Origin of the sequence: Rothia sp. P5766 (genome assembly GCF_048513555.1) — a bacterium.
In the GTDB taxonomy this organism is placed as follows: Bacteria; Actinomycetota; Actinomycetes; order Actinomycetales; family Micrococcaceae; genus Rothia.
The window spans coordinates 1-25,883 of sequence record NZ_JBLXXS010000015.1 but is presented as its reverse complement, the minus strand read 5'-3'; the positions used below and the strand labels follow the sequence as shown (position 1 = coordinate 25,883).

Annotated in this window: 23 protein-coding genes; 12 read left to right on the top strand and 11 right to left on the bottom strand. The window is 56.0% G+C overall.

What is annotated here, in order from left to right; genetic code table 11:
• The first annotated feature begins 47 nt into the window (after nt 1-47).
• The 4 genes from gap to secG all read left to right on the top strand — a co-directional run bounded on the left by gap (nt 48) and on the right by secG (nt 3,690).
• Entirely contained in the window at nt 48-1,052 is a 1,005-nt protein-coding gene (gap, locus tag ACN08V_RS08710; protein ID WP_419099774.1) for a type I glyceraldehyde-3-phosphate dehydrogenase, read from the top strand.
• Nucleotides 1,053-1,211: 159 nt separating this feature from the next.
• A complete protein-coding gene (locus ACN08V_RS08705; protein WP_419099773.1) occupies nt 1,212-2,435 on the top strand; it encodes a phosphoglycerate kinase in 1,224 nt (407 codons plus the stop codon).
• Between the two features lie 47 nt (nt 2,436-2,482).
• Entirely contained in the window at nt 2,483-3,259 is a 777-nt protein-coding gene (tpiA, locus tag ACN08V_RS08700) for a triose-phosphate isomerase (RefSeq protein ID WP_419105269.1), read from the top strand.
• Between the two features lie 173 nt (nt 3,260-3,432).
• On the top strand, nt 3,433-3,690 hold the full coding sequence (gene secG, locus ACN08V_RS08695; RefSeq protein WP_419099771.1) for a preprotein translocase subunit SecG: 258 nt from the start codon (nt 3,433-3,435) through the stop codon (nt 3,688-3,690).
• Nucleotides 3,691-3,809: 119 nt separating this feature from the next.
• Here secG and pgl read toward each other — a convergent pair whose 3' ends face one another.
• The 5 genes from pgl to tkt form a co-directional block, all read right to left on the bottom strand.
• Complete coding sequence (gene pgl / locus ACN08V_RS08690) at nt 3,810-4,586, bottom strand: 6-phosphogluconolactonase (RefSeq protein ID WP_419105268.1); 777 nt, start codon at nt 4,584-4,586, stop codon at nt 3,810-3,812.
• Nucleotides 4,579-5,562, bottom strand: coding sequence for a glucose-6-phosphate dehydrogenase assembly protein OpcA (locus ACN08V_RS08685; protein WP_419099811.1), 984 nt, complete (start codon nt 5,560-5,562; stop codon nt 4,579-4,581). The genes pgl and ACN08V_RS08685 overlap by 8 nt, the downstream gene beginning before the upstream one ends.
• Entirely contained in the window at nt 5,559-7,100 is a 1,542-nt protein-coding gene (zwf, locus tag ACN08V_RS08680; RefSeq protein ID WP_419105267.1) for a glucose-6-phosphate dehydrogenase, read from the bottom strand. The genes ACN08V_RS08685 and zwf overlap by 4 nt, the downstream gene beginning before the upstream one ends.
• A gap of 153 nt (nt 7,101-7,253) precedes the next feature.
• Nucleotides 7,254-8,360: a transaldolase gene (tal, locus tag ACN08V_RS08675; RefSeq protein ID WP_419099768.1), complete on the bottom strand. Its 1,107-nt coding sequence runs from the start codon at nt 8,358-8,360 to the stop codon at nt 7,254-7,256.
• Nucleotides 8,361-8,490: 130 nt separating this feature from the next.
• On the bottom strand, nt 8,491-10,602 hold the full coding sequence (gene tkt / locus ACN08V_RS08670) for a transketolase (protein ID WP_419099767.1): 2,112 nt from the start codon (nt 10,600-10,602) through the stop codon (nt 8,491-8,493).
• A 485-nt stretch (nt 10,603-11,087) separates the two neighbouring features.
• Here tkt and ACN08V_RS08665 point away from each other — a divergent pair, with 485 nt between their 5' ends.
• A complete protein-coding gene (locus ACN08V_RS08665; RefSeq protein WP_419099810.1) occupies nt 11,088-12,029 on the top strand; it encodes a heme o synthase in 942 nt (313 codons plus the stop codon).
• Nucleotides 12,030-12,104: 75 nt separating this feature from the next.
• Here ACN08V_RS08665 and ACN08V_RS08660 read toward each other — a convergent pair whose 3' ends face one another.
• The 3 genes from ACN08V_RS08660 to ACN08V_RS08650 are packed head-to-tail and all read right to left on the bottom strand — an operon-like array spanning nt 12,105 to nt 14,962.
• Nucleotides 12,105-13,187: a COX15/CtaA family protein gene (locus ACN08V_RS08660; RefSeq protein ID WP_419105266.1), complete on the bottom strand. Its 1,083-nt coding sequence runs from the start codon at nt 13,185-13,187 to the stop codon at nt 12,105-12,107.
• Between the two features lie 30 nt (nt 13,188-13,217).
• Nucleotides 13,218-14,003 carry an ABC transporter permease gene (locus tag ACN08V_RS08655; protein WP_419099765.1) on the bottom strand — a complete coding sequence of 262 codons (786 nt, stop codon included), beginning with the start codon at nt 14,001-14,003 and terminating at the stop codon, nt 13,218-13,220.
• Nucleotides 14,000-14,962 (bottom strand): ABC transporter ATP-binding protein, encoded by a 963-nt coding sequence (locus ACN08V_RS08650; protein ID WP_419105289.1) that lies wholly within the window; start codon nt 14,960-14,962, stop codon nt 14,000-14,002. The genes ACN08V_RS08655 and ACN08V_RS08650 overlap by 4 nt, the downstream gene beginning before the upstream one ends.
• Nucleotides 14,963-15,282: 320 nt before the next feature.
• Between ACN08V_RS08650 and ACN08V_RS08645 the strand changes: the two genes are divergently transcribed.
• From ACN08V_RS08645 to ACN08V_RS08625, 5 genes are read left to right on the top strand one after another with little or no spacing between them, the layout of a single operon-like run.
• Nucleotides 15,283-16,050 (top strand): helix-turn-helix transcriptional regulator, encoded by a 768-nt coding sequence (locus ACN08V_RS08645; RefSeq protein WP_419099764.1) that lies wholly within the window; start codon nt 15,283-15,285, stop codon nt 16,048-16,050.
• Complete coding sequence (sufB, locus tag ACN08V_RS08640; RefSeq protein ID WP_419105265.1) at nt 15,947-17,608, top strand: Fe-S cluster assembly protein SufB; 1,662 nt, start codon at nt 15,947-15,949, stop codon at nt 17,606-17,608. Before ACN08V_RS08645 ends, sufB begins: the two co-directional genes overlap by 104 nt.
• A 3-nt stretch (nt 17,609-17,611) precedes the next feature.
• Nucleotides 17,612-18,859, top strand: a complete 1,248-nt coding sequence (gene sufD, locus ACN08V_RS08635) for a Fe-S cluster assembly protein SufD (protein WP_419099762.1) — start codon at nt 17,612-17,614, stop codon at nt 18,857-18,859.
• Nucleotides 18,860-18,887: 28 nt separating this feature from the next.
• Nucleotides 18,888-19,646, top strand: a complete 759-nt coding sequence (sufC, locus tag ACN08V_RS08630) for a Fe-S cluster assembly ATPase SufC (protein WP_419099761.1) — start codon at nt 18,888-18,890, stop codon at nt 19,644-19,646.
• A 32-nt stretch (nt 19,647-19,678) separates the two neighbouring features.
• Nucleotides 19,679-20,008 (top strand): metal-sulfur cluster assembly factor, encoded by a 330-nt coding sequence (locus ACN08V_RS08625; protein ID WP_419099760.1) that lies wholly within the window; start codon nt 19,679-19,681, stop codon nt 20,006-20,008.
• A gap of 112 nt (nt 20,009-20,120) precedes the next feature.
• Here the strand turns inward: ACN08V_RS08625 and ACN08V_RS08620 are convergent, their stop codons facing one another.
• Nucleotides 20,121-21,455, bottom strand: a complete 1,335-nt coding sequence (locus ACN08V_RS08620) for an APC family permease (RefSeq protein WP_419105264.1) — start codon at nt 21,453-21,455, stop codon at nt 20,121-20,123.
• On the bottom strand, nt 21,452-22,381 hold the full coding sequence (locus ACN08V_RS08615; RefSeq protein WP_419105263.1) for a carbon-nitrogen hydrolase family protein: 930 nt from the start codon (nt 22,379-22,381) through the stop codon (nt 21,452-21,454). Before ACN08V_RS08615 ends, ACN08V_RS08620 begins: the two co-directional genes overlap by 4 nt.
• Before the next feature lie 351 nt (nt 22,382-22,732).
• Between ACN08V_RS08615 and ACN08V_RS08610 the strand changes: the two genes are divergently transcribed.
• A complete protein-coding gene (locus tag ACN08V_RS08610; RefSeq protein ID WP_419105262.1) occupies nt 22,733-23,992 on the top strand; it encodes an FAD-dependent oxidoreductase in 1,260 nt (419 codons plus the stop codon).
• A gap of 150 nt (nt 23,993-24,142) precedes the next feature.
• Here ACN08V_RS08610 and ACN08V_RS08605 read toward each other — a convergent pair whose 3' ends face one another.
• On the bottom strand, nt 24,143-24,667 hold the full coding sequence (locus tag ACN08V_RS08605; RefSeq protein WP_419105261.1) for a DUF664 domain-containing protein: 525 nt from the start codon (nt 24,665-24,667) through the stop codon (nt 24,143-24,145).
• 26 nt (nt 24,668-24,693) lie between these two features.
• Here ACN08V_RS08605 and ACN08V_RS08600 point away from each other — a divergent pair, with 26 nt between their 5' ends.
• Nucleotides 24,694-25,641: a ketopantoate reductase family protein gene (locus ACN08V_RS08600; RefSeq protein ID WP_419105260.1), complete on the top strand. Its 948-nt coding sequence runs from the start codon at nt 24,694-24,696 to the stop codon at nt 25,639-25,641.
• The last annotated feature ends 242 nt before the right edge of the window (nt 25,642-25,883 follow it).

Here is a 25,883-nt window from a genome sequence, read left to right as displayed (position 1 = left end):
GAGTCTCGTCCACCTTGTCACTAACTGTATCTAGGAGTTTGATTTCAGTGACTGTACGCGTAGCAATTAACGGCTTTGGCCGCATCGGCCGCACCTTCTTCCGCGCTGCCCAGCAGCATGGCGAGGGCTTTGAGATCGTTGCTATCAACGATCTGACCGACATAAATACCCTTGCTCACCTTCTCAAGTACGACTCAATCATGGGTCGTTTCGACGGTGAAGTAGCTGTCTCCGAAAACGGCCTGGTCGTCAATGGCACCGAAATCAAGGTTCTGGCAGAGCGTAACCCTGCTGATCTTCCCTGGAGCGACCTCGGCGTAGACGTTGTTCTTGAGTCCACCGGTTTCTTTACCGATGGCGAGAAGGCTAAGGCTCACCTGGAAGCTGGTGCAAAGAAGGTTATCCTCTCTGCACCCGGCAAAAACATTGACGGCACCTTCGTCATGGGCGTCAACGACGACCAGTACGATTCAGCCACCATGAACATCGTTTCAAACGCATCTTGCACCACCAACTGCCTGGCTCCCATGGCCAAGGTACTGAACGATAAGTTCGGTATCGAAAAGGGCCTCATGACCACCATCCACGCATACACCGCTGACCAGCGCCTGCAGGATGCTCCTCACAAAGACCTGCGCCGTGCACGCGCCGCAGCCCTGAACATGGTTCCCACCTCCACCGGTGCCGCTGCAGCCGTTGGCCTGGTTCTTCCTGAACTCAAGGGCAAGCTGGACGGCTTCGCTGTTCGCGTTCCCACCCCCACCGGCTCCATCACCGACCTGACCTTCACCGCTTCACGCGAAGTAACCGTTGAAGAAGTTAACGCAGCCGTCAAGGAAGCAGCTGAGGGCGACCTCAAGGGCATCATCAAGTACAACGAAGAGCCCATCGTTTCCAAGGACATCGAGGGCGAGCCCGTTTCGACCGTATTCGATGCCCCCCTGACCAAGGTTATTGGCAACCAGGTCAAGGTTATCGCCTGGTACGATAACGAATACGGCTACGTGTCACGTCTGGTCATGTTCACCAACAAGGTTGTAGCAGCCCTCTAAGCTGATAGACCACCGTCTTATATGAGACACCAATGAGAGACAGGGTTAGCGAACTGGCGCACGCATAAAGCGCAGTTGGCTAACCCGTCCTCATATCTGGGTTCCTCAACCGGGGGAGCCTACCTATATCAACCTCACCGTATGGAGATGAGAAGTCCCATGGCAAAAACTCTTGCAGAGCTTATCGAAAGCGGCCTTGCTGGTCGCCGCGTCCTGGTCCGTTCAGACCTGAATGTTCCCCTCAAGGACGGTGTGGTCACCGATGACGGCCGCGTCCGCGCTTCCTTGCCCGTCCTGAAGAAGCTGACCGATGCTGGTGCCCGCGTTATTGTGACCGCTCACCTCGGTCGCCCCAAGGGTCAGGTTGACCCCCAGTACTCCATCAAGCCCGCCGCTGAGCGTCTTGCTGAGCTCGCAGACTTTCCCGTTGTAATTGCTACTGATCTGGTCGGTGAGGACGCCAAGGCCAAGGCTGAAGCTCTCAAGGACGGCGAACTGCTGGTTCTCGAAAACGTCCGCTATGATGCGCGCGAAACCTCCAAGGACGACGCTGAGCGCGCCGAGTTTGCTGCTGAACTTGCAGCTCTGACCGGTGAAAATGGTGCCTACGTCAACGACGCATTCGGGGCAGTTCATCGCAAGCATGCCTCTGTCTACGACATTGCTAAGGTACTTCCGGCTTACCTGGGCGACCTGGTCAAAACCGAAGTTGACGTTCTGCAGAAGGTCATCAAGAACCCTGATCGTCCCTTTGTCGTTGTTATGGGCGGCGCTAAGGTGTCCGACAAGCTCGCTGTGATTGATAATCTGATCGGTAAGGCTGATGCTCTGCTCATCGGTGGTGGCATGGGCTATACCTTCGCCAAGGCACTGGGCTACGAAGTAGGCCAGTCACTTCTTGAAGAGGACCAGATTGAGAACTGCAAGCGCTATCTGAAAGAAGCACCCGAAAAGGGCACCGAGCTCATTATCGCCTCCGACATTGTATGGGCAGACGATTTCTCCAACGATGCGAATTCTGAAATCCGCCCCATCGAAGATCTGACAGGTGGCAAGCTGGGTGCCCAGGCAGAAGGCCTGGACATTGGCCCCGCCACCCGTGAACTCTTTGCGCAGAAGATCAAGGATGCCAAGCTAGTCTTCTGGAACGGCCCCGTAGGTGTCTTCGAAATTGAAGCTTTCGCAGCCGGTACTAAGGCCCTTGCAGAGGCCCTGGTTGAATCTGATGCTTTCTCCATCATCGGTGGCGGCGACTCCGCATCGGCTGTACGTAACCTGGGCTTCTCTGACGACCAGTTTGGCCACATCTCCACCGGTGGTGGCGCTTCCCTCGAATACATCGAAGGTAAGACCCTGCCCGGCCTCGAAGCACTCGGCGCCTAAGCACTCGATGCCTAAGCACACTAATTTTTGACGAAAGGACGAGCCACATGACTCGTAAGCCTCTTATCGCTGGCAACTGGAAGATGAACATGGATCACACCGAAGGCGTGACCCTGCTCCAGAAACTGGCATGGACCCTGGATGACACCAACTTTGATTATGCTCAGGCTGAAGTTGCTGTTTTCCCTCCCTTCACTGATATCCGTTCAGTACAGACCCTGGTTGACGGTGACAAGCTAGAGATTGTCTACGGTGCACAGGATCTCTCCGACCAGGATTCCGGCGCCTACACCGGCGATATCTCCGGCGTATTCCTGAACAAGTTGGGTGCAAGCTACGTTCTGGTGGGCCACTCAGAGCGTCGCACTATTCACGGTGAAAGCGATGCTGTGTGTGCCGCTAAGATTCAGGCAGCATACCGCAACGACCTGGTTCCCGTATTGTGCGTAGGCGAAGGCCTGGACAAGCGCGAAGCCGGCGAGCACGTCGAATTTACGCTGGAACAGCTCCGTGGCTCCATCGAAGGCCTGACCGCAGAACAGGCTGAAACCCTGGTCGTTGCCTACGAGCCTGTCTGGGCAATTGGCACCGGCAAGGTTGCAACCGCAGCTGACGCTCAGGAAATGAGTGCCGCTATCCGCGCTGAGCTAACTAAGCTCTACTCAGCTGAGATTGCAGACAAGGTGCGTGTGCTCTACGGTGGCTCGGTCAAGGCTGCTAGCGCACCTGAAATCATGGCAGAAGCAGATGTGGACGGCGTACTGGTAGGCGGTGCCTCACTGGACGCTACCGAGTTCGCTAACATTGCTCGCTTCAACTCCTAAACCTAAGGGTTCCTGTAGCCCGGTAGCCGGTTCAGCTATGAATCGGTCTGCCGGGCTAGGGGCATAGAGCATGAAGCTCAGCGGTGTTAGCCGTGCTTTTACAGCCTAAAGAGCGTATAGTTTTTGGGGTGGCTTGAGAACGCCACCTTCTCTGTTCATGTGAAAGGTTCTGCGTGGAAACCCTAAAGATTGCCCTGATGGTGGTTATTGCTATAACCAGCGTCCTCACCGTGCTCCTGGTTTTGCTCAACCGCGGCAAGGGCGGTGGCCTTTCAGATATGTTCGGTGGCGGTATGACAACCTCCCTGAACTCCTCGGGTATGGCCTCTAAAAACCTTATCCGACTTACGGTAACCGTTATCCTCCTCTGGGTATTTGCCATTATCGGCTACGCCCTAGTACTCCGTTTTGAGACCGTGGCGGTTATCTAAAAAGACTTATATAAAATGCCCGATAGTTCACAGAACTATCGGGCTTTTTCATGCTCTCTGCCTATTACAGCTAAAGAACAGCGGCCAGGGGGTAAAGCAGCGGCCGCTGTTCATCAAGCTCAATTGGCGTTTGATGCCAGCGCATCTTCTGTTACCAGAATCAGTGTTTCAAGCAGACCTCGGGCACCTGCGGCGGGAGTCGCTGTGAGAATCTTGGCGGTGAGCTCGCTTTCTGCTAGCTGGCTAGCAGCCCTCAGCCGAGCCGTTGCATCTGCCTTATCGCTACCAGCAATAAGGAACCAGATACGCTCTGAGTAGTTAATGACCGGCAGGGTCAGGCTCACACGCGTGGGTGGCGGCTTAGGGGAGTTATGAACCGCGATAGCAACTCCCTCAGCGTCCAGGATCTCGGTTCGGTCAGGGAAGAGCGAAGCAATATGCCCATCAGGCCCCATACCCAGTAGGGTGAGGTTAAAGAGAGGGGAGCTCTCACCAGCGGGTGCAAACCGTGCCAACTCTTCGGTGTAGGCAAGGGCCGCTGCCTCAGGCGAATCAAAGGTGTCAGAAGCCCCCATGATATGCAGGTTCTCCGTGGGTAGGCCCAAAGAGGTGAGCAGGGCATGGCCTGCCTGCTGCTCGTTGCGGTCAGCATGACCGGTGGCAACAAAGCGCTCATCAGACCACCAGAAATGAACCTTAGACCAGTCCACGGTAGAACTTAGCGGGTGCTCAGCGATACCAGCGAGAACAGCGATACCCATAGTACCGCCTGTGAGCGAAATATGGGCCACGCCCTGAGCCGCCACAGCGGTCGCCGCAACATTGATGATGCGGATTGCCCCAGCTAGCTGGAGCTGAGCCTTATCGGTGTGGGCAACAAGAATGGGTTTAGGCATCGTAGACCTCCGTGTAGTCAGCGCCTTCGGTTGCGGTATCTTCCGCATTAATATCAACCACGATGTTGCAACCATCGACAACCGATTGCAAGACCTCCCCGTAAACTTCATCGGGGTCCAGGCGACGCAGTTCTTCAGCTAAGCAATCTGCCAGGGACCGGACCGGCAGAGAGATCTGCTGGTCAGGTGTACCGGGGGAAGAGACTGTGGCAATGTTCCTGCCGGGGCGGTGGATGGTTACCCTTCCATCTTCACGTTCAAGCTGTACCCGGTAGAGGCCACGCTGAACATCGGTGGTGCGCAGATGAACGGTCGCACCCAGTCGGGTGCCCAACCATGCACCCAGCAGAACGACCGAGGGTGACAGGGATGAGCCTGAAACGGTCACCTTGCTGACGGGCGCGGGGCCGAGCTGATCAAGTACAGCAGCAATTTGGATGCGCCACAGCGTTAGACGAATCCAGGCCAGGTCGGTATCTCCGTCCTTGTAACTGTCGGCCAGTTTTTCAAGCACGCCTAGCGGGTCGTAAGCACGAGCCGAATCGGTGATACGACGTTGAGCAATCCGGCCGATAGAGTGCTCCGCTGGGTTCTCCGGAACCGAATGCGGCCACCAGGCAACAATGGGGGAGTCAGGCAGTAGAAGTCCGGAAATGAGAGATTCAGTAGCCACAGCCGCACTACCGTAACCGCGTAGAATGATCAGCTCTGAGGCACCGGCATCGCCACCAACGTAGATGCTTGCATTGAGCTGATCAGGGGCATCCTGACCGTAGTCAATATGAACAATAATGCGGGAGGGATGCTCATAGGAAGCCTTGAGTGCCGCCTCAACAGCGGTCTTCGAATGCCCCTTTTCAGCCAGAATCACCAGGGTCAGTACACGAGAGGATGTGGTAGCGCCCTCTTCGTTGCGCAGACGGGCAAGTTCCTTGGCGATTTCGCCAACGGTGGTGTCATTAAGTTTTCTCATTATGGGCGTCTCCAAGTGCGACCGTCACGTTCAAGCATGCTGTGGGCAGAAGCCGGTCCCCAAGAACCGGGGGCGTAAGGTTCAGGCTTAACCTGGTGCTCTTCCCAGTACTCTTCAAAGGGGTCAAGAATCTTCCACGACAGCTCAACTTCCTCGTGACGGGGGAAGAGCGGTGGCTCACCGAGTAGTACATCCAGAATCAGGCGCTCGTAAGCCTCTGGTGATTCTTCGGTAAAGGAGTGGGAATACCCAAAGTCCATGTTCACATCACGAATCTCCATCTGGGTGCCGGGTACCTTAGATGAGAAACGTAGGGTCATACCCTCATCAGGCTGGACGCGAATCACGATAGCGTTCTGACCTGCCAGGTGGGAGCTACCTCCAAAGAGCTGGTTGGGGGACTTTTTGAAGACCACCGCAATCTCGGTGACGCGGCGGCCCAGACGCTTGCCCGCACGCAGGTAGAAAGGAACACCGGCCCAGCGGCGGGTATTAATGAAGAGTTTGAGGGCCGCAAAAGTTTCGGTACGCGAATCCGCGGGGATATCATTCTCATCAAAGAAGCCGTTGACCTCTTCACCACCCTGGTTGCCGGCGGCATACTGGCCAATAGCAAAAGCCTGCTCGATATCCCGGGGCACCTGAACGGCCTCAAGAACCTTAGCTTTCTCTGCCCGCAGGTGCTCAGCGTTAAAGCTGACGGGTTCTTCCATAGCGGTCAGCGCCAGAAGCTGGAGCAGATGGTTCTGGATTACATCGCGGGCCGCGCCCACACCATCGTAGTAGCCAGCACGGGTTCCAATGCCGATATCCTCGGCCATTGTGATCTGCACATGATCCACATTGTTGGCGTTCCACAGGGGCTCAAACATTTGGTTAGCAAAGCGCATGGCCAGAATGTTCTGAACGGTTTCCTTGCCTAGGTAGTGGTCAATGCGGAAGACAGAGTTTGCTGGGAATACGCGCTCGACAATAGCGTTGAGCTCACGAGCGCTCTGTAGATTGTGGCCAAAGGGCTTCTCGATAACGACCCTTCGCCAGCCCTCATGCTGATTGTGGTTGGCTAAATCATGGTCAGCCAATTTTTGGAGAACCTGGTCAAAATCCTTGGGCGGAATAGATAGGTAGAAGGCATGGTTACCACCAGTACCACGGGTTTTATCAAGCTCGGCAAGGGTTGCCTTGAGCTTCTCAAAAGACTCGTCGGAGTCAAAAGTACCGGTCACAAAACGAATACCGGCAGCAAACTGGTTCCAGACATCCTCACGGAAGGGCGTACGAGAATGAGCCTGGACGTGGTTCCGAACCTCATCACGGAAATCCTCGTGGCTCCATTCGCGACGCCCAAAACCCACCAAACCGAAGCTTGGCGGTAACAAGCCACGGTTGACCAAGTCATACACTGCTGGAAGCAGTTTCTTGCGTGCTAGGTCACCGGTGACGCCGAAGAAAACCAGAGAACTGGGGCCAGCGACGCGGGTCAGACGGCGATCGCGTGGATCGCGCAGAGGGTTTGATTCGTGAGTGTTGGCCACTGCCATGAATCCTTCACAGGTTGCTATGGGCGGTAGCTGTAGCTGGCTTAAAGGCCAGGGGGATACGCGCTACCCTGTCTATGCATTAGTTTACCGGGCTTACCTGGCCGGGTACCGAGAAGGGTACCGGCCAGGTCAAAACCCGATCTATTGGGGTCCTTATGCCTCAGAGCTGAGTGCTGCCTGAACGGTATCGAGTAGTTCCTTCCAAGAAATCTCGAACTTATCTAGACCTTCGGTTTCCAGCTTCTCAACTATCTCCTTGTAGGAGATACCTACTGCTTCAAGTTGGTTGAGTACCTGGCTTGATTCTTCGTAGGTGCCTGCAATCGCATTACCGGTGACCTCTGCATGGTCAAAGGTCGCCATGAGGGTTGCCTCAGGCATGGTGTTCACGGTGCCGGGGGCGGCAATCTCGGTGACATAGAGGGTGTCGGGGTAGGCGGGGTTTTTGACACCTGTTGAGGCCCAGAGCGGGCGCTGGCGGTTAGCCCCAGCGGCTTCAAGGCGTGCCCAGCGCTCTGACTCGAATGCCTGCTCGTAGACCTCAAAAGCCAGACGGGCGTTAGCAAGACCGGCCTTGCCACGCAGGGCCAGGGCCTCCTCGGTAGCAATGGCATCGAGACGGGCATCAATTTCGGTGTCGACACGGGAGACAAAGAAGCTAGCTACGGAGTGAATCTTTGACAGATCCTTACCGTTCTCCAGTGCTTTCTCTAGGCCCAGCATGTAAGCGTTGATGACTGCGCGGTAGCGCTCCAGCGAGAAGATCAGAGTGACGTTGACCGAGATACCCTCGGCCAGGGTCTGCGCAATGGGGGCAAGACCCTCTTCGGTGGCGGGAATCTTAATCATGACGTTTTCACGGCCAACAGCGGTGTAGAGCTGCTTTGCCTGAGCAAAAGTTGCATCAGATTGGCGAGCCAGCAGGGGGCTGACCTCAATGGAGACGCGACCGTCAAAGCCCTGGCTTGCCTCGTAAATGGGAGCAAAAACGTCGCAGGCATCGCGTACATCATCAATCATGGCGGCGAAGCCCGCGGCTTCTGCCTCTGTGCCCTGCTCTGCGAGTTTTTTCATCTGCTCAGCGTAGGCCGCGCCGTTGCTCAGTGCTGCGGCAAAAATACTGGGGTTGGTGGTCACGCCAACAACGTTTTTGGTATCAATCAGGGTCTGCAGGTTACCGCTGGACAGGCGTTCACGGGAAAGGTCATCGAGCCAGATGGAGACGCCGGCGTCGGAAAGCTTCTGGGTAGGTGTAGTCATTGGTATATTTCCTCTGTAGTTGCTTGCCCTAGCCGGGCTGATGCGCTCCGGCTAGGGCTCATATAGGTCAAGAGCAGAAAGCAGGCCAGCCGCCGCTCTCTGTACGGGTACCGCGCACGGAACCCTGTGGTTATTGGGCGGCCTGGATGGACTCGCGTGCTGCTGCAGCTACTTTCTCTGCGGTGAAACCGAAATCAGCGAAGAGCTCTTCGGCTGAGGCAGATGCACCGTAGTGTTCCAGAGAGACAGCGCGACCAGCATGGCCCAAGAGGTCCTGCCAAGACATAGCCAAGCCGGCTTCGACAGTAACTCGTGCCTTGACAGCGGCAGGGATAACCGACTCGCGGTACTCCGCACTCTCAGCGGCAAACCACTCGCGGCAAGGCATGGAGACAACACGAGCCGCAATGCCTTCTTCTGCAAGCTGGGTGCGCGCGGCCAGAGCAAGCTCAACCTCGGAGCCGGTAGCAATCAGAATGACATCCGGGGTTCCCTCGGTATCAGCCAGCACATAGCCACCGCGTGCGGTGCCCTGGGCTGAAGCGAACTTCTCACCCTCAGCCTTGGGGTGCAGGTCTTCACGAGCAAGGTTGGTCAGGTTCTGGCGTGAGAGCACCAGGCCTGCCGGGTGATCTTTGATCTCGAGAATCTTACGCCAGGCAACGGCGGTTTCGTTACCGTCTGCGGGGCGGACGACATCCAGGTTGGGGATAGCGCGCATTGCTGTCAGATGCTCTACAGGCTGGTGGGTGGGGCCATCTTCACCCAGCCCGATGGAGTCGTGGGTCCATACGAAGATGTTGGGTACACCCATGAGTGCTGCCAAGCGAACTGCAGGGCGCTGGTAGTCGGTGAAGACAAAGAAAGTGCCGGAGAAGGGACGGGTTGGTGAGGACAGAGCGATACCGTTGGTAATAGCCGCTGCTGCGTGCTCACGAATACCGAAGTGCAGAACGCGACCGTAGGGGTGGCCAGTCCAAGCCTTGGTGGAGCGGGCCTGAGGATTGAAGCTCTTCTCGGTGTCAATGGTGGTGTTGTTAGAACCGGCCAGGTCAGCGGAGCCACCCCACAGCTCTGGCAGGTGGGGGGCCAGGGCGTTGATGACCTTACCGCTGGCGGCACGGGTAGCCACAGCGGTACCAGCCTCAAAGACAGGTAGAGCCTGGTCTAGGTCCTTGGGAAGTTCACCGGCAATAAGACGCTCGTAGAGGGCGGCTTCTTGGGGATGAGCCTGCTTCCAGGTCTCAAAGTTCTTGTCCCATTCGGCGCGCTCAGCGGCACTACGAGCAAGCAGCCCGCGAGTGTGCTCAAGAACCTCAGGCTCAACAGCAAAGTGCTGTTCAGGGTCAAAACCTAGAATCTTCTTGGTGGCGGCTACCTCGTCGGCACCCAGTTTGGAGCCGTGAATGCCGCCGGTGTTCTGCTTATGAGGTGCCGGGTAGCCAATGATGGTGCGCAGTTCAATAAAGGAGGGCTTATCGGTAACCTTCGTGGCCGCCACGATAGCATCGTAGAGCGCCTCAACGTCTTCCTGGTACTCTCCGCCTGCGGTCCAATCGATTGTGGTGACATCCCAGCCGTAGGCCTCGTAACGGGCTGCTACGTCTTCGGTGAAGGCAACATCCGTGTCATCTTCAATTGAGATGTGGTTGCGGTCGTAGATGACAACCAGGTTGCCGAGCTGCTGGTGACCGGCAAGTGCGCTGGCTTCGGCGGTAACGCCTTCCTGAACATCGCCTTCAGAAGCAATGGTGAAGATGGTGTGGTCAAAAGGCGAGGTGCCGGGAGCTGCTTCGGGGTCAAATAGACCGCGCATGCGGCGCTGCGCATAGGCAAAACCTACTGCCGAGGCCAGGCCCTGGCCCAGTGGGCCGGTCGTAATTTCTACACCCTTGGTGTGCCCGAACTCGGGGTGGCCGGGGGTGAGGGCTCCAGCGGTACGCAAAGCCTTGATGTCGTCGAGTTCCAGACCAAACCCGCCTAAGAAGAGCTGGTTGTAGAGAGTCAGCGAGGTGTGTCCAGGAGAGAGGATAAAACGGTCTCGGCCTGCCCAGCGATCATCGGTAGGGTCGTGGCGCATTACTTTCTGAAAGAGCAGGTATGCAACGGGGGCCAGGCTCATTGCGGTACCGGGGTGGCCTGAACCGACCTTCTCAACTGCATCCGCTGCAAGTACGCGGGCGGTGTCAACAGCTCGCTGATCTTTTTCAGTCCATTCAAGTTTCTGGTTCAGATTAGGCATAGGCCATCCTCTCTCGCTCTGGTTGCCCAGATATAGTGACAATTATTTGTCAATCTGCCCTGCCAGCACTGGTCTTCCGTGCGTGGTAAATGGGCAAAAAGTATCTTCTCTAAGGATAGTTCACACCTGCACCTACTGGCCGGGTTCGCCTGAGGGCGGACGGAGGTGCTAAAGGGCACCCGGGCAACATTAGGCACAGCCTGCCCTGTCGTTATACGATGTAATTTGAACAAAAGCTCTTTTGGCCTGCTTGCAAACGATTTTTACACCCCTCATAAGTGACCCAAAACACTAAAAACTGGGTAACTTGGTGTAACAGCTGGCCATAAAAAGATTGAGTGGGCATGCGCCACGAAATCACCGGGAATTTCACATAGTGAATACCACTACCGGTAGGTAGTTATAAGAGCACGACACTCGACCTGTAAGGGAAGTCAGTATACGTGAAGGGCCATGGCATCAACACCGTGATTGACCGCGATAAGGTGCGTTCTACAGCACCTGAGTCGGTTGTACCCGGCCAGATTTCCCTGATGCGCAAGGTGAAGGCGTACATTCATCTGACTAAGCCTCAGATTATCGAACTCCTTTTGGTGACAACAGCACCCACCATGATCTTTGCTGCGGGGGGCTTCCCCAATCTCTGGCTCGTTCTCAACACCATGATTGGTGGATCCCTGGCTGCCGGTGCCTCGTGTGCCTTTAACTGCTACATCGACCGCGATGCCGACCGACTGATGAAGCGTACCGAGAAGCGCCCCTTGGTCACCGGTGAGCTCACTGACCGCCAAGCCCTGGTATTCGCTTGGGTGCTATCGGTTATTTCGATTATTTACCTCTACTTCTTGGTGAACCCGCTAGCCGCAGCTCTGGGCCTAGTCGCAATTTTCCTCTATGTCGTCTTCTACTCGCTCTGGCTCAAGAAACGCACCAAACAAAATATCGTTTGGGGCGGCCTTGCCGGGTGCATGCCGGTATTCATCGCCTGGGCCGCTGTCGAAAACACCATTTCCTGGGCCGCTCTTGTGCTCTTCATGGTGATTTTCCTCTGGACACCCCCGCACTACTGGCCTCTCTCCATGAAATATGCCGAGGACTACCGTGCCGCCGGTATTCCCATGCTAGGAGCCACAGACTCTGCTAAGAGTGTCTCTGTCCAAGTCGTTCTCTATGGATGGGCTATGGTGATTTGTTCCCTGCTGCTGATTCCCTTGGGGGGAGCAGGCTGGGTGTATACGATTGCCGCCTTGCTGATTGGTGCCTGGTTTCTCTACCACTGCCACAAGCTTCACGCTCTGGCCCTCAAAGAACAGGCTACGAGCCGAACTGCCATGGTGGTCTTCCACGGTTCCATTACCTACTTGACTGTACTTTTCATTGCTCTGGCTATTGATCCTTTTGTGGGTTCAGCTGTTCTGTCAATATAAGCGCAAGACAGAATAAAATTGGGGCCCGGCCTGCTCGCTGCAGGCTGGGCCCCATTTTTTGCATTCAGTCGTGGCCTAGCTGATACGCTCCAGTGCACGCTTGCGGGAGGCTGCACTGGATAGAACCAGCTGACGCTCAATAAGCGACGCAGCGGCTAGAGAGAAGATACCTGACCCAATCAGGTGGAACTCAACCAGCCAGGCAGGTAGGCCGTTGAAGTACTGGGTGTAGCCCACAATTGCCTGGTAGCCCAAAACAAGCAGAACCCAGAAAAGGGACTTGGTGAAGATCGGGGCTAGAGCGTATTTACGGACCAATACGAAGAAAGCCAAGACCGTGGCGCAGTAGGTCCAGACTAGGGTTCCGTGGAGTCGGGTTATCAGCACAGGGTCAAAAGCATGGCGGTGGGTTTCAGCATCACCAGCGTGAGGTCCGGTACCTGTGGTCACGGTACCCATAAAGATGAGTGCGGCAACCAGAGCGAAGCCTAGCCAGCCGAGGACCCGCATAAGGCCTGAGCCTTCACGAGGTGCCTCTGCCGTCAACCCCTCAGCCTGAGCAGTACCACCAAAGTACCGGTAAATACGATTGAGATAGATAGCCGCAAGTGCAATCATGATTGCCGACAGGATGTAATGGGCCGTGACCATCCAGGGGTTGAGTTTCTGCCAGACAGAAATACCACCGACAACCGCTTGGACGGGGATGCCCCAGAGCAGAAGCAAAGTGAGATTGAAGAGGTCCGCATAGCGGGACTCGTGGGCCCGGGCACCAAAGATGAGCTTTTTGACGAAGAAACCGGTGCTGACCCGCTGAGGGAAAACGATGCCCAGGATAGCGATAAAAGCGACAATTGTGATAATAACCAGCACAAAAGTCAGGAGGCGGTTGCCGAACTCCACCAAGCCGTGGATGCCCATTTCGGGGGTGGTTGTCCAGGATCCATCGGAGGTGCACTTAGGCCAGGTGTCACAGCCCAGCCCTGAGCCCGTGAGACGAACAACGCCACCGGAGATAACCAAGAAGATATTGGCGATAGCTAAAGCCCAGGCTGTTTTTTTAATCCAGGGGGTATAGCTGCTGGGTATGACCTTGCTAGCTACTGGTAGCCGCTGAGCTCTCTCAGATGAGGGGTTAGATGAGTTCCTGCTAGTCATGAACTTTTCTTTCACTGGTGGAGGGTGGTCTTAGGCAGACCATTTGAAGAAACGGACGGCCAGAGCGCCAAAGAGCACGGTGCTCAGAATCAAAATAATGTGAGGTACCAGGAGGAACTGGTGGCCCACAAAATCCCCGCGTAGAGCATTACCAAGTGCCGCTGAGGGCAGGAGGTCGATCAGCTGCGAGAGCCATGCCGGGTAACGGTCGGTGGGAATAAGGATGCCGCCTGCACCTGCCAGGATGACCCAGGCCATATTGACAATTGCTAGGGTGGCTTCAGCCCTGACAGTGCCAGCAATGAGGAGTCCTAGGGAGGTGAAGCAGGCCGCGCCCAGTAGGAGTGTTGGGGCTGAGAGCAGTAGACCGGGGATAGTTGCCGTCCATCCAAGAAGCTGCCCGAGCGCGCCTACCAGCAGGTACTGAATGAGGAGGACCGAAAGTACGGCCAGTACCTTGCCGGCTACCAGCCCGCCGCGCCCCAGCGGAGTGGTGGAAATAAATCGGAGAACACCGTAGCGGCGGTCGAAGCCTGTGGCGATGCCCTGACCTGAGAGCGCCGTGGAGAGAACACACAGGGCAAGCACACCGGGGATAGCAACGTCGATACGGGCTACCCCGTACCGCTGTGCCCAGGGGTCTAGGAAGCCAGTGAAGTTGAGGGCCAAAATCGCCATGACTGGGAAAGCGACATTGAGCATGAGCTGTTCACCATTTTTGAGCATAGCCAGGGTTTCAAAACGGCCCTGAGCAAGAATGCGCGCAGGGGAGGAAGCGGCTGTGGCCTGTTGGGTTTTGGGTGCTGTAGTGCTCATCGGATTTCTCTGCCTGCTAGTTCAAGGAATACGTCTTCGAGGGAGCGGTTAGCCAGTTCAAATTCACCGGGCATGATCTTGTGTTTAGCCCAGTAAGCCGTCAGCTCCGCCAGATGCTGGGGGGTGATGTCCCCGACTAGCCGGTAGAAGCCAGACGATTCTTCAAGTAGGGTGATCTGCTGAGCCTGAGCCGGGGTAAAGATAAGGCTGCTGGTTAGGCCGGGCAGAGCAGTGAAGGTCAGGGTCTTTTCTGCCTGGCTACCAGCCATAAGCACCCGGTCCATAGTCCCAGAGAGAACCACTGAACCGCGTTCAATCATGTACACATAGTCGGCAATTCGCTGGGCATCATCGAGCAGATGGGTGGTCAAGATAACCGCGACACCGGCCTGGCGCTGTTCACGAATAATGTCGAAGACAACGGCCCGTGATTGCGGATCGAGGCCAGCGGTTGGCTCATCGAGAAAAAGAACCTCTGGACGTCCAATAAGTGCTGCTGCCAGGGCAACCCTTTGTTTCTGGCCGCCGGATAATCTGCGAATAGTGGTTCCGTTGAAAGCGTCAATTCCCAATCGTCTGGCTATTTCATCGACGTTCAAGGGGTCGGAGTACATGCGGGCGACATGCTTAAGAAGGGGGATAGGCCTAACAGCCGGAGGTAGGCCGCCGTCCTGAAGCATGATGCCAACCCTAGCACGCAAGTCGGGGGAAGCTCCCCAGGGGTTCTGGCCCAGCAAGGAGATAGTCCCAGCATCAGGATTGAGCAGGCCCTGGGCGCATGCAAGGGTAGTCGTTTTGCCAGCACCATTGGCACCTAATAGGACGGTTACCTGCCCCCTATGAATTTCTAGGGAAAGGCCATTGACCGCGCGCTTAAGACCAGTGTCAGTGAGGGCATCTGGGTGTTGGCGTGCGTATGTCTTTGAAGGGGAGAAGTCCTTGACCAGCCCGTCAATCATGAGAGCAGGTGAGCTCTGGTGAGCTGGGTTTTCTTGAGGGCAGGCGGTGCCGGGGCTATGGGAGTGTGTAATCACCCGTCCATTCTAGTGGCTTCCAGAGGATGTTGAGGTCTAGCTGGGCGTTTGAAACAACTTTCTCAGCTAACTTTGACCGCCCGCGGTCGATGACTCCTACTTTAGCGGGCAAATAAGAGGTTAATATGAGAAACTCATAATAAATGTGACCAACTGTACCCCGTTAAATAGGGTGACCTTACTAGCTTAATGTCGGCCAATTACGACATACTTTATTGGTGTATTCCGCAGAGAAAGGCAGCACTGTGTCCGTAAAGACAACGCGCCCTGCAGAAACAGAGGAACGCACCCGCGATCGCGTTCTGCAAGGAGTTCTCACTCACGGCCCTGTTTCTGCGGCCAAACTGGGTGAGCTACTCAGCCTTACCCCGGCAGCTGTACGCCGTCACCTTGACGTCCTTGAAAAAGATAACCTCATTGAGGTTGCCAGCCACCGGCAACACGGGGCAGGCGCTGGCCGTCCCGCCCGGCGCTATGTCATAGCACCCCGCGGCCACAGCGAACTGGGCAACGACTACTTGGACATTGCCCGCGATGCACTCACCATGCTCAAAGATGCCGTAGGGGAGAGCGCGCTCCGTCAATTCGCCAGCGCGCGGGCCCACGAGATGGCAGAACGCTACCGCCCGGTTGTTGAAGCAGCGGGAGACGATGTATCAGCCCGAGCTGAAGCCCTGGCTGAAGCCATGACTCGAGATGGCTTCGTGGCCACTGCCCAAGAGATGAGCCCGGCACGCCCAGGCTCTCGCACCAAGCTCCCCGACCACCTGCTTGCATCCATTCAGCTCTGCCAGGGGCACTGCCCGGTCAGGGACCTCGCCGAGGACTTCAGCGTTTTCTGCGACCAGGAAACAGAGATTATTTCCGACCTCCTGGGAGTTGACGTGCGCAGGCTTTCAACCATGGCCAATGGCGCCCACGTCTGCACCACCCACATTCCGCTGGGGCGGGCAGCGGCCACTCAGCTCACCGAGCAAGACGCAAGAGCTACCACCGCTGATAGAAACCAATAGACTTTCCCACCGGGCCTTACCCGCTACAAGAGGTCAAGCCCGGAGAGAAGAAGATTTCGCTGGCCACCCAGCGAAAACCAACCCACCAAGAAAGGCCGTAATGACTGAACAGGTTGAGCGCAAGGCCAACAACACCGTCATTTCAGAGATTCTGGAGGCAAACCCCGAACTCGAAGGTATCGGTACCTACGAGTACGGCTGGGCCGACTCAGATGAAGCGGGCCAGGCTGCAAAGCGTGGTCTGGACGAAGATGTCGTGCGCGACATTTCAGGCAAGAAGAGCGAACCCCAGTGGATGCTTGACCTCCGCCTAAAGGCTCTCAAGTTCTTCGACCGCAAACCCATGCCCAGCTGGGGCGCTGATCTGTCGGATATCGACTTCGACAACATCAAGTACTTCGTTCGCTCCACCGAACGACAGGCAGAAACCTGGGAAGAACTGCCCGAAGACATCCGTAACACCTACGAAAAGCTGGGTATCCCCGAGGCAGAACGTAACCGCCTCGTCGCTGGTGTTGCCGCTCAGTACGAGTCTGAGGTTGTCTACCACCAGATCCGTGAAGACCTTGAAGCCCAGGGCGTCATCTTCTTGGATACCGATACCGCCCTCAAAGAGCACCCCGAATTCTTCGAGGAATACTTCGGCTCCGTTATCCCCGCCGGCGATAACAAGTTCGCAGCGCTGAACACAGCTGTATGGTCCGGTGGCTCCTTCGTCTATGTTCCCCCGGGAGTCCACGTAGAAATCCCTCTGCAGGCCTACTTCCGTATTAACACCGAGAACATGGGCCAGTTCGAGCGTACCCTCATCATTGCCGATGAAGGCTCCTACGTTCACTACATTGAGGGTTGCACCGCCCCCATCTACAAGACCGACTCACTGCACTCCGCTGTGGTTGAAATTGTTGTCAAGAAGAACGCTCGCGTTCGTTACACCACCATTCAGAACTGGTCCAACAACGTCTACAACCTTGTGACCAAGCGCGCTATCGCTCACGAGGGCGCAACCATGGAATGGATTGACGGCAATATCGGCTCAAAGGTCACCCAGAAGTACCCCGCCGTATACATGGTCGGTGAACAGGCTAAAGGCGAGACCCTATCCATCGCATTCGCCGGTGAAGGCCAGCACCAGGACACCGGTTCCAAGATGGTGCACATCGCCCCCAATACCTCATCAACTATCGTCTCCAAGTCGGTAGCTCGTAACGGCGGCCGTGCGGCCTACCGAGGCCTGGTTCAGGTCCGTGAAGGTGCCTCACGAGCTAAGAGCTCCGTGGTCTGTGACGCCCTGCTGGTGGACACCATCTCCCGCTCAGATACCTACCCTTACGTAGATATCCGCGAAGACGACGTCACCATGGGCCACGAAGCGACCGTCTCCCGTGTTTCTGAAGAGCAGCTCTTCTACCTCCAGCAGCGTGGCCTGCCCGAGGACGAAGCCATGGCTATGATTGTTCGCGGCTTCGTAGAGCCCATTGCCCGCGAGCTCCCCATGGAATACGCCCTAGAACTCAACCGCCTGATCGAACTCCAGATGGAAGGATCCGTAGGCTAAATTATGGCTAACGAAGCAAACCAGGGGCACAACAACCCCCTCATTCCCGGTATGGACCAGGAAGGTGAAAAGCTGGCATCAGAGCTGGCCACCGATGACACCATCCGCGTCTCTCAGCACAACACCGACAAGGTAGAAATCGACGCTTCGCGCGCCGAGCGCAAGACCTCCTTTAAGGTAGAGGACTTCCCCGCCCTAACAGGCCGTGAAGAAGACTGGCGTTTTACCCCCCTTAAGCGGCTGGGGGGCCTGCACACCGAGCAGCTGACCGGTGAGGCACCCGCTACGCAGGTCACCGCTCCCGCCGAAGTCCAGGTAGAAACCGTCGAGCGCACCGATGCCCGTATCGGGTCCGCCGGCATCCCCGAGGACCGTGTAGCGGCAAACGCGTGGAGCGCTTTCGCCCAGGCAACCGCTATTACCGTCCCCGCAGAAGCCGAGCTGACCGAGCGCATCGAGGTCAATATCGAGGGAACCCACAAGGACCCGTCCGCTCAGCACCTCTTTATCGAAACTAAGCCTTTCTCCAAGGCCCTTGTGGTTCTGCGCCACACCGGTAGCGCTGTGCTCTCACAGAACGTGGAGTTCAAGGTAGGCGACTCGTCCTCCCTGACCGTCATCACCCTCCAGCAGTGGGAGAAGGACGCAATCCACGCCTCAGCCCAGTACGCTTCACTGGGGCGCGACGCCAAGTTTAAGCACATCAACATCAGCCTGGGCGGCGACCTGGTCCGAGTTACCCCCTCCACCAAGTTCACCGCCCCCGGCGCTGAAACTGAGATGTACGGCCTCTACTTTGTCGATGCCAACCAGCATATGGAAAACCGCCTGTTCGTTGCGCACACCGTGCCCAACTGCAAGTCCCGCGTCACCTACAAGGGTGCACTGCAGGGCAAGGGCGCGCGCTCTGTATGGGTGGGTGACGTTCTGATCGGTAAGGACGCCGAAGGCACCGACACCTACGAGCTCAACCGAAACCTGATTCTGGAAGACGGCCCCCGCGCCGACTCTGTGCCCAACCTGGAAATCGAAACCGGCCTCATTGAGGGCGCCGGCCATGCTTCCACCACCGGCCAGCTCGATGAAGATCACCTCTGGTACCTGCAGGCTCGAGGTATCCCCGAAGATCAAGCCCGCCGCCTGGTCGTTCGTGGCTTCCTCAACGAGATTATCCAGCAGATTCGCATTGACGAGCTCGAAGAACAGCTCTTCGCGGCACTTGAAGCCGAACTCGCGCTATCCAATAACTAAAGCTTTACCTCTCTAGGAGAAACAACTCATGGCAACCCTTGAAATCAAGGACCTACACGTTTCAGTCATCCTCGATGACGACAACACCAAGCCCATCCTGAAGGGCGTCAACCTGACCATCAACTCTGGCGAAATCCACGCCATTATGGGACCCAACGGCTCAGGCAAGTCAACCCTGGCTTCCACTATCGCCGGTCACCCCAAATACCAGATCGATTCCGGTCAGATCCTGCTTGATGGCGAAGACGTCACTGAAATGTCGGTCGATGAGCGTGCACGTGCTGGCCTCTTCCTGGCTATGCAGTACCCCGTTGAAATCCCCGGTGTCACTATGAGCAACTTCCTACGCTCAGCTAAGACCGCTGTTGACGGCGAAGCACCTGCCCTGCGCACCTGGACCAAAGATGTTAAGGCAGCTATGGAGAACCTCTCCATTGACCCGGACTTCATTAGCCGTAACGTCAACGAAGGCTTCTCAGGTGGCGAAAAGAAGCGCCACGAGATTCTGCAACTGGAACTACTCAAGCCCAAGTTCGGCATCCTGGACGAAACCGACTCCGGCCTGGATGTTGATGCACTCAAGGTCGTCTCTGAGGGTGTTAACCGCGCTCACGCCGAGAACGATATGGGCGTCATGCTCATTACCCACTACACCCGAATCTTGCGCTACATCAAGCCGCAGTTCGTGCACGTTTTCGTAGATGGCAAGATGGTAGACCAGGGCGGCTCCGAACTGGCAGACCGCCTGGAAGAAGAAGGCTACGAGCGCTACCTAGCCGCTAAGTAAGCCCACCAAACCGCTTACGAAAGGTGACTGCAATGTCTGAGGCTCCCGCTGGTGCCCCCAGCCAAGAAGAGATTGAGGAAGCCCTCATGAACGTGATTGACCCCGAGCTAGGGATCAATATCGTAGATTTGGGCTTACTATACGGTATGCGCTGGAACGATGAAGGCGCCCTGGTGCTGGATATGACCCTAACCACCGCAGCCTGCCCCCTACAGGACGTCATCGAGGAACAGGTCGCTCAGAACCTGGAAACCATGATTGATGAGTGGCATGTTAACTGGGTCTGGATGCCCCCGTGGGGCCCAGAGCGCATTACCGAAGACGGCCGTGACCAGATGAGAGCCCTGGGCTTCAACATCTAAATTGTTGCCAGCAGCTGTGCTTCTTTTCTGAGCCAAAAGTCCCTTACCCCGCTGAGCGCGCGGGGTAAGGGACTTTTCCTCTAAGTAGCTCCATGTATCTGGGGTTAGTGGGCTATTCAGCTAAAAATTCCGGTGGGTTGTGGGTGAAGAAACGAGTCTTAACGGCTAGGAGCAAGAGCCCTAAGCCCAACCAGATAAGACCCAGCCTGATAGCGGCGCCGTCTAGCTGTAGCAACAGGTAGACGATAACCAGGGCGCCGATGGTAGGTGCCACCAGGTCTCGGACTAACCTGCCTTGGTGGCCTGCATTTTTCTTTGACTGCGCCCACAAAAGGATGAGGGAGATATTGACCATGGTGAAGGAGACAAAGGCACCGAAATTAATGAAAGAGGTAGAGGTAGTAAGGTCAAGGAAAACGGCTAGAGCGCCGACAAGGCCGATGGTGATGATGCTGTAGACGGGGGTCTGTGTGCGGCGGCTCAAAAAACCAAAGATTTTGGAGGGTAGCATTTTATCTCGCCCCATAGCGAAGAGCAGACGGCTGCCTGCTGCCTGGGCTGCGATACCTGAAGTAAACTGAGCAATAATGAGCGCCGCAACGAAGATAGAGGCAAAGAGGTTGCCTCCTACGGTCTTGGCAATTTCAAACCCAGCAGAATCTACATTTTCGAAGATACCGCCGGGGTGCACCAGCTGGCCAAAGTATGAAACGACGATAAAGATTGCACCGCCAATTAGAGCAACAAAGAAGATAGCTCTGGGTACGGTTTTTTCAGCCTCATGTGTTTCTTCGGCTAGGGTCGTTACCGCGTCGAAGCCTAAGAAAGAATATGCTGCAATGGCGGCGCCTGCGGTGATGAGCGCAAAGTTTGAATTAGATCCACCCGTAAAAGGCGCCAGGCTTAAGAGGTTCTGCGATGCCCCTGCCAGGGTCAAGCAGGTGAGCACGACGAATATGACCAGCACCAGGATCTGGAAGGCCATGAGAATTAGATTGACCTTATCGGCTACTTTAATCCCAATGATATTCAGAGCTGTGGTGATGAGGACGAATAGGACAATCCACAGGGCGGTTGGGATATCTGGGAATTGGGCGTTGAGGTAGGCCCCGCCAATTAGCCAGATCACCATGGGCAGGAAAAGATAATCGAGGAGAGTGAGCCAACCGACCAAAAACCCTATGCGGTTGCCTAAGATCTTACGGACGTAGGTGTAGGCAGAGCCCGCTTCTGGGTAGATACCGGCTAACCTACTGTAACTGTTGGCAGTAAAGAGCATTGCTAGCAGAGCAATAAGGTATGCCCCTGAGCTAGCCCCTTGGGTAGTGGAGGCGATAACTCCAAAGATTCCGAGAACGATGAGCGGGGTAAGGTAGGCCAAACCAAAAATTACTAGGGAGGGTAATTTGAGGGTTTGAGGTAGCCGTGCTTGGCTATTTTCTGTCATGAGTGCGCTCCTTGTACGGAAGGTGCCCAGGTTGCAGGGTTAATTTGTCCGCTGTACATGGGTAGTGCGATGGGTGGGTCTTGGGCGGTGAACTGATGCCAGATACGGTTGGTTCCGCAGGTGCCTTCTTGCCTTACCCTGTCTAAAACCTCCTGCGAGTATTGGACAAGGAGCGTTTCCTCTCCACCTGCTGCCTGGGCTAGAATCTTTCCTTCTGGATCTACGGCGATACTACCGCCTCGCCCTAGCGGCTCAGCGCAATTGACGCTGAAGAAGTAGATCTGGTTACTGATAGCGTTGGCTTGTGCAAGGATGAGTTCTTGTTGACGGTCATCACTGGTTGTTTTGACTATGTTGATAATAGCCTGGGCCCCTAGCCAGCTTAGATGTCTGCTGTGCTCAGGGAACCAGGTGTCATAGCAATTTGAGAGCCCTAGAGTCAGGCTGGATTGATCTTGTCCAGCTGCTACCGAGTCTGATACTTGGCTGGGGTGCATAATTGTGCTGGTAATAAACTCCCTGCCGTAGTCATGAGGTTCGTGGGGTCTCCAGGGGAACATCTTACGGTAGGCCGCCTGTAGGTGACCGCTGGGTGCTATGAGGAGCTCAGTGTTGTAGAGCTTTCCTTGGTGGCTTTCGTTGATACTGCCGGGAATCAACCAGATCCTGAACTCATGAGCCAGTTGCCCCAGCGCCCTGACCAGATCCCCGTCAAGAGGAGTGGCCCAGTTCAGCATGTGTTGTCGGTGTTCATCTGGTGGGTAGGCAAAGACATCTTGGAGGTGCATTTCGGGGTAGACCAACAAGTCAAGCTGGGGGTGCTTGTGGAGGGTTTCCCGAATGTCCTCTCGTAGGGCTTCAAGATTGTTGAGGCCTGGCAGGGGTTTGCGTTGGGCAAGTCCCAGATTCCACTCTGTTTTTGACATGTTGCACCTTATTTCTGATCTGGCTCTAGCAATAGCTAGACGGCTAGAAGTGTGTTTTCAAGCACTGTATTTGACCATACTGTACACTGCCAAAGGTGAACCAATCATCCATGCTCTATCAATATTTTTTCTCGGAGCAAATCAGCCTGGCCCAGGCGCCTGCCCCATTCTTCCACCAGATGCAGAGCAATCCAGGGGCAGAAGAAGCGGGCTCCGTCCTTGAGCCTACCTGTGCTTAGTTGGCTCCAGTCGCTGGCTTCTAGGAGCCTCAGCCGGGTGACCGGAGCGGAGGTTAAGAGGAGTAAGATGGGCAGGGAAAATCCACAGAAAATCTATGAGGTAAGGAGCAGGATGGAAGAGTTAACCGTTGATGTGCTGGTACTTGGCTTTGGCAAGGCCGGCAAAACGATCGCCATGAAACGAGCTGCTGCTGGGGACAAGGTAGCGCTGGTGGAAGAAGACCCCGCAATGTACGGCGGTACCTGCATCAATATTGGTTGCGTACCGACCAAGTTCCTGCTGAACCAGTCTCACAAGCGCAGGGAGTTTAAGCCGGCACGAGATGACCGTAACAGCTTCATCGCCCGTCTTAGGGCCGCTAACCAGAAAATGGTGGAGGGCAAGGGCGTGCTCCTGCTCGATGGACCGGCCCGGTTCGTTGATTCTTCAACCGTGCAGGTGGGGGAGCAGGTACAGGTCAGGGCATCCACTATCATCATTAACACCGGTGCTTCTTCTGGAGTTGAGGTGGGTGGACGACTCCACGACTCCACCAGCATCCAGCAGCTTGAGCATACACCGGCTACCCTGGCTGTTATTGGCGGTGGACCGATTGGTCTTGAGTTTGCCACCATGTTCTCTGGCTTCGGTAGCAGGGTGACTATCTATAAGGGTGAAGGTGACTTTCTACCCGCCCTGGACAGGAACATTGCCCAGGCGGTGCGTGAGCACCTAGAAGCTCAGGGTATCGCCATTGTTGACCGGCGTATTTCGGCAGAGCAGGCCAATGAACAGCTGGGCGATGAGGTTATTCTGGTAGCCACAGGACGCCGTCCCGCAGTTGCCGGGCTTAACCTTGAGGCAGCCGGTGTCGACTACACCGAAAAGGGGATCAAGGTCGACCAGCACTGTCGCACCAGCGTAGAAGGAATTTACGCGGTCGGAGACGTCACAGGTGCACCCCAGTTCACTTACGCCTCCTATGATGATCACCGCATCGTGCTGTCTCACCGATGGGGCGATGGCTCCCGTACCCGCACCGGCCGCCTACTACCGGCCACTACCTTCATTGACCCACCGCTCTCTACAGTAGGACTTACCGCCCAGGAAGCGGCCCGAGACTATGAGATTGAGGTGCGTGAATCTGCAATCGCTGACCTGGCGATTGTTCCCCGCCCCAAAATAATGGGCCAGCCCGAGGGTATCGCCCAGTTTGTAATAGACCGGACGACCAATCAGATTCTTGGCGCTACCCTCTGGTGCATTGACTCCCAAGAACTGATTAACACGGTAGCCCTGGCCATGACCCAGAAGATTCCTGCTGAAGCTCTAGGAGAGGGTATCTACACCCACCCCTCAACTTCTGAGCTTTTTAATGCGCTACTAGCCTAGCTGAGCACTCTAGGCAGCTCCCAAAAGGCTTGAAGAAACCAAGAAGGAAGTGGGGGTGCACTTTTGGGGTGCCTCCATGCTGACAGGTAGCTCTCGCCAGGGGCAGAGCTTGCTCGATGGAGGTGCGAGAAACCCAAGAATGCTGGTTTCTCAATCACCCACCGTCCCGTCAATGTTTTCTCGGAGCAAATCAGCGTGGCCCAGGTGCCTGCCCCATTCTTCCACCAGATTCAGGGCAACCCAGCGGTAGGAGAAGCGGGTGCCGTCCTTGAGTTTACCTGTGCTTAGTTGGTCCCAGTTGCTGGCTTCTAGGAGCCGGTGGGTTGCCTGCATAGAGTCTTGTAGGTGTGTGACACACTGAGGGGTTGGGAGTCTAATGTGCCAGTCTGCGTCTGGGTCAGCGTCCCAGTCCATTGATTGCCAGGGCTGGGGTAGGTTTTGGCCTAGGAGAACTTCTTGACGCCAGTAGTCTTCTACAAACCATAGGTGGGCGATCATACCTTTGAGGGTCATAGTGCTGGGTGGAAGAGCCTTGGAAAGCACTTCATCAGACAGTAGGTCCCCGTGCTCATTGTGTAACTTACGTATAAAAACTTGTTGCTGAAAGCTGAGGTAGCCCAGGACAAGCTCTTTTTCATTGCCGGTTAATGATGGTTCACGCAAAGGGGTTTTCATGGTGATTTAGAATACTATAGGTAAATATGAATATCATGATTTACGGTGCAGGAGCCATGGGGCTCTATTTCGCCGCAACCTTGGCGCAAGCCGGTCACGATATCCACCTGAAAGCACGAAGCTCCTGGCCTCTTGCTACGGGGAGCCAGCCAGAGATTACCGTCCAGCGGGCAGACGGTAGTCAGGAGTCGGTCAGTATTGCCAGCGTATTCACCGATGTGACTGAGCAGTTTGATGTTGATGCGGTGCTGATTGCTACTAAGGCCTGGCAAGTGCCAGGAGCCGTTGAGGAGCTTGACGGTAAAATTCCCAGCTCGGCCCTGCTGTTGACGGTTCAAAACGGTATCACCGCTCCGGAACACTGCGCCCGCACTCTACCGAAAAACCCCACGCTTGCTTCAACCTGCGTGGTCATTGTGGAGCGCAAAAGCCCGCAGACCGTTCACCTACTGGGCCGAGAGGCGCAACTGACGGTGGGGGAGTTCCAGGCCGGAAATAGCTCCGATGGCCTGAGCCGTGTACAGGACATGTTTGAGAGGACACCGGTTGAAATCACTCCGACCAGCGATATTCACCGTGCCCTCTGGAAGAAGCTGGCACTGATTGCCTCCTACGGCGGTGTCGGCGCCGTATCGCAGCTGACGGTGGGCCAAACTCGCTCCCACGACTCAACCCGCAACCTCGTGCTCGAAGCTATCCAGGAAACCGCGAGAGTTGCCCGTGCACACGGCCTTACCTTCACCGAACAGGACGTGCAGGATACTTTTGCGATTTACACCGATGTTTTTGCTCCCGGCACTACATCGTCCATGCAACGCGACTTGGCCGAGGGGCGACCCTCCGAACTGGATGACCAGGTGGGGGAGATCGTCCGGCGCGCAGAAGCGAGCGGAGTAGATGCACCCGTGCAGAACTTCCTCCACCGGGTACTGAGGGCGCGCGAAGAGATTGCGAGGGATCAAGAGGGAAGCTAGCGTAATACTCGATCTGCAGGGTATATATTCGATGAACGGATTTTTACCTCCTATCACAATGCGCCTGATGAGCTGCCGGGTTTACTGTGAAAGCCCGGCAGCAGCAGGCAACCAAGCACCCGTGTGCGAGCCCTGGTCACAGAGAGCTACCTGCAAGACTTCAAGAACCTAACCCCGATGATGCTATGGGCAAGACCAGCACCGCAGAGTTCGGCAACGACAACCCGCCCAAAACCCACCCA

Coding starts and splice junctions, on each gene's coding strand:
- ACN08V_RS08705 (WP_419099773.1), top strand. CDS start 1,212: ATGGCAAAAACTCTTGCAGAGCTTATCGAAAGCGGCCTTGCTGGTCGC.
- ACN08V_RS08605 (WP_419105261.1), bottom strand. CDS start 24,667: ATGAAAACCCCTTTGCGTGAACCATCATTAACCGGCAATGAAAAAGAG.
- ACN08V_RS08615 (WP_419105263.1), bottom strand. CDS start 22,381: ATGTCAAAAACAGAGTGGAATCTGGGACTTGCCCAACGCAAACCCCTG.
- ACN08V_RS08625 (WP_419099760.1), top strand. CDS start 19,679: ATGTCTGAGGCTCCCGCTGGTGCCCCCAGCCAAGAAGAGATTGAGGAA.
- sufC (WP_419099761.1), top strand. CDS start 18,888: ATGGCAACCCTTGAAATCAAGGACCTACACGTTTCAGTCATCCTCGAT.
- ACN08V_RS08610 (WP_419105262.1), top strand. CDS start 22,733: ATGGAAGAGTTAACCGTTGATGTGCTGGTACTTGGCTTTGGCAAGGCC.
- sufB (WP_419105265.1), top strand. CDS start 15,947: ATGGCGCCCACGTCTGCACCACCCACATTCCGCTGGGGCGGGCAGCGG.
- ACN08V_RS08655 (WP_419099765.1), bottom strand. CDS start 14,003: ATGAGCACTACAGCACCCAAAACCCAACAGGCCACAGCCGCTTCCTCC.
- ACN08V_RS08600 (WP_419105260.1), top strand. CDS start 24,694: ATGAATATCATGATTTACGGTGCAGGAGCCATGGGGCTCTATTTCGCC.
- ACN08V_RS08650 (WP_419105289.1), bottom strand. CDS start 14,962: ATGATTGACGGGCTGGTCAAGGACTTCTCCCCTTCAAAGACATACGCA.
- ACN08V_RS08660 (WP_419105266.1), bottom strand. CDS start 13,187: ATGACTAGCAGGAACTCATCTAACCCCTCATCTGAGAGAGCTCAGCGG.
- pgl (WP_419105268.1), bottom strand. CDS start 4,586: ATGCCTAAACCCATTCTTGTTGCCCACACCGATAAGGCTCAGCTCCAG.
- tpiA (WP_419105269.1), top strand. CDS start 2,483: ATGACTCGTAAGCCTCTTATCGCTGGCAACTGGAAGATGAACATGGAT.
- ACN08V_RS08620 (WP_419105264.1), bottom strand. CDS start 21,455: ATGACAGAAAATAGCCAAGCACGGCTACCTCAAACCCTCAAATTACCC.
- zwf (WP_419105267.1), bottom strand. CDS start 7,100: ATGGCAGTGGCCAACACTCACGAATCAAACCCTCTGCGCGATCCACGC.
- tal (WP_419099768.1), bottom strand. CDS start 8,360: ATGACTACACCTACCCAGAAGCTTTCCGACGCCGGCGTCTCCATCTGG.
- sufD (WP_419099762.1), top strand. CDS start 17,612: ATGGCTAACGAAGCAAACCAGGGGCACAACAACCCCCTCATTCCCGGT.
- tkt (WP_419099767.1), bottom strand. CDS start 10,602: ATGCCTAATCTGAACCAGAAACTTGAATGGACTGAAAAAGATCAGCGA.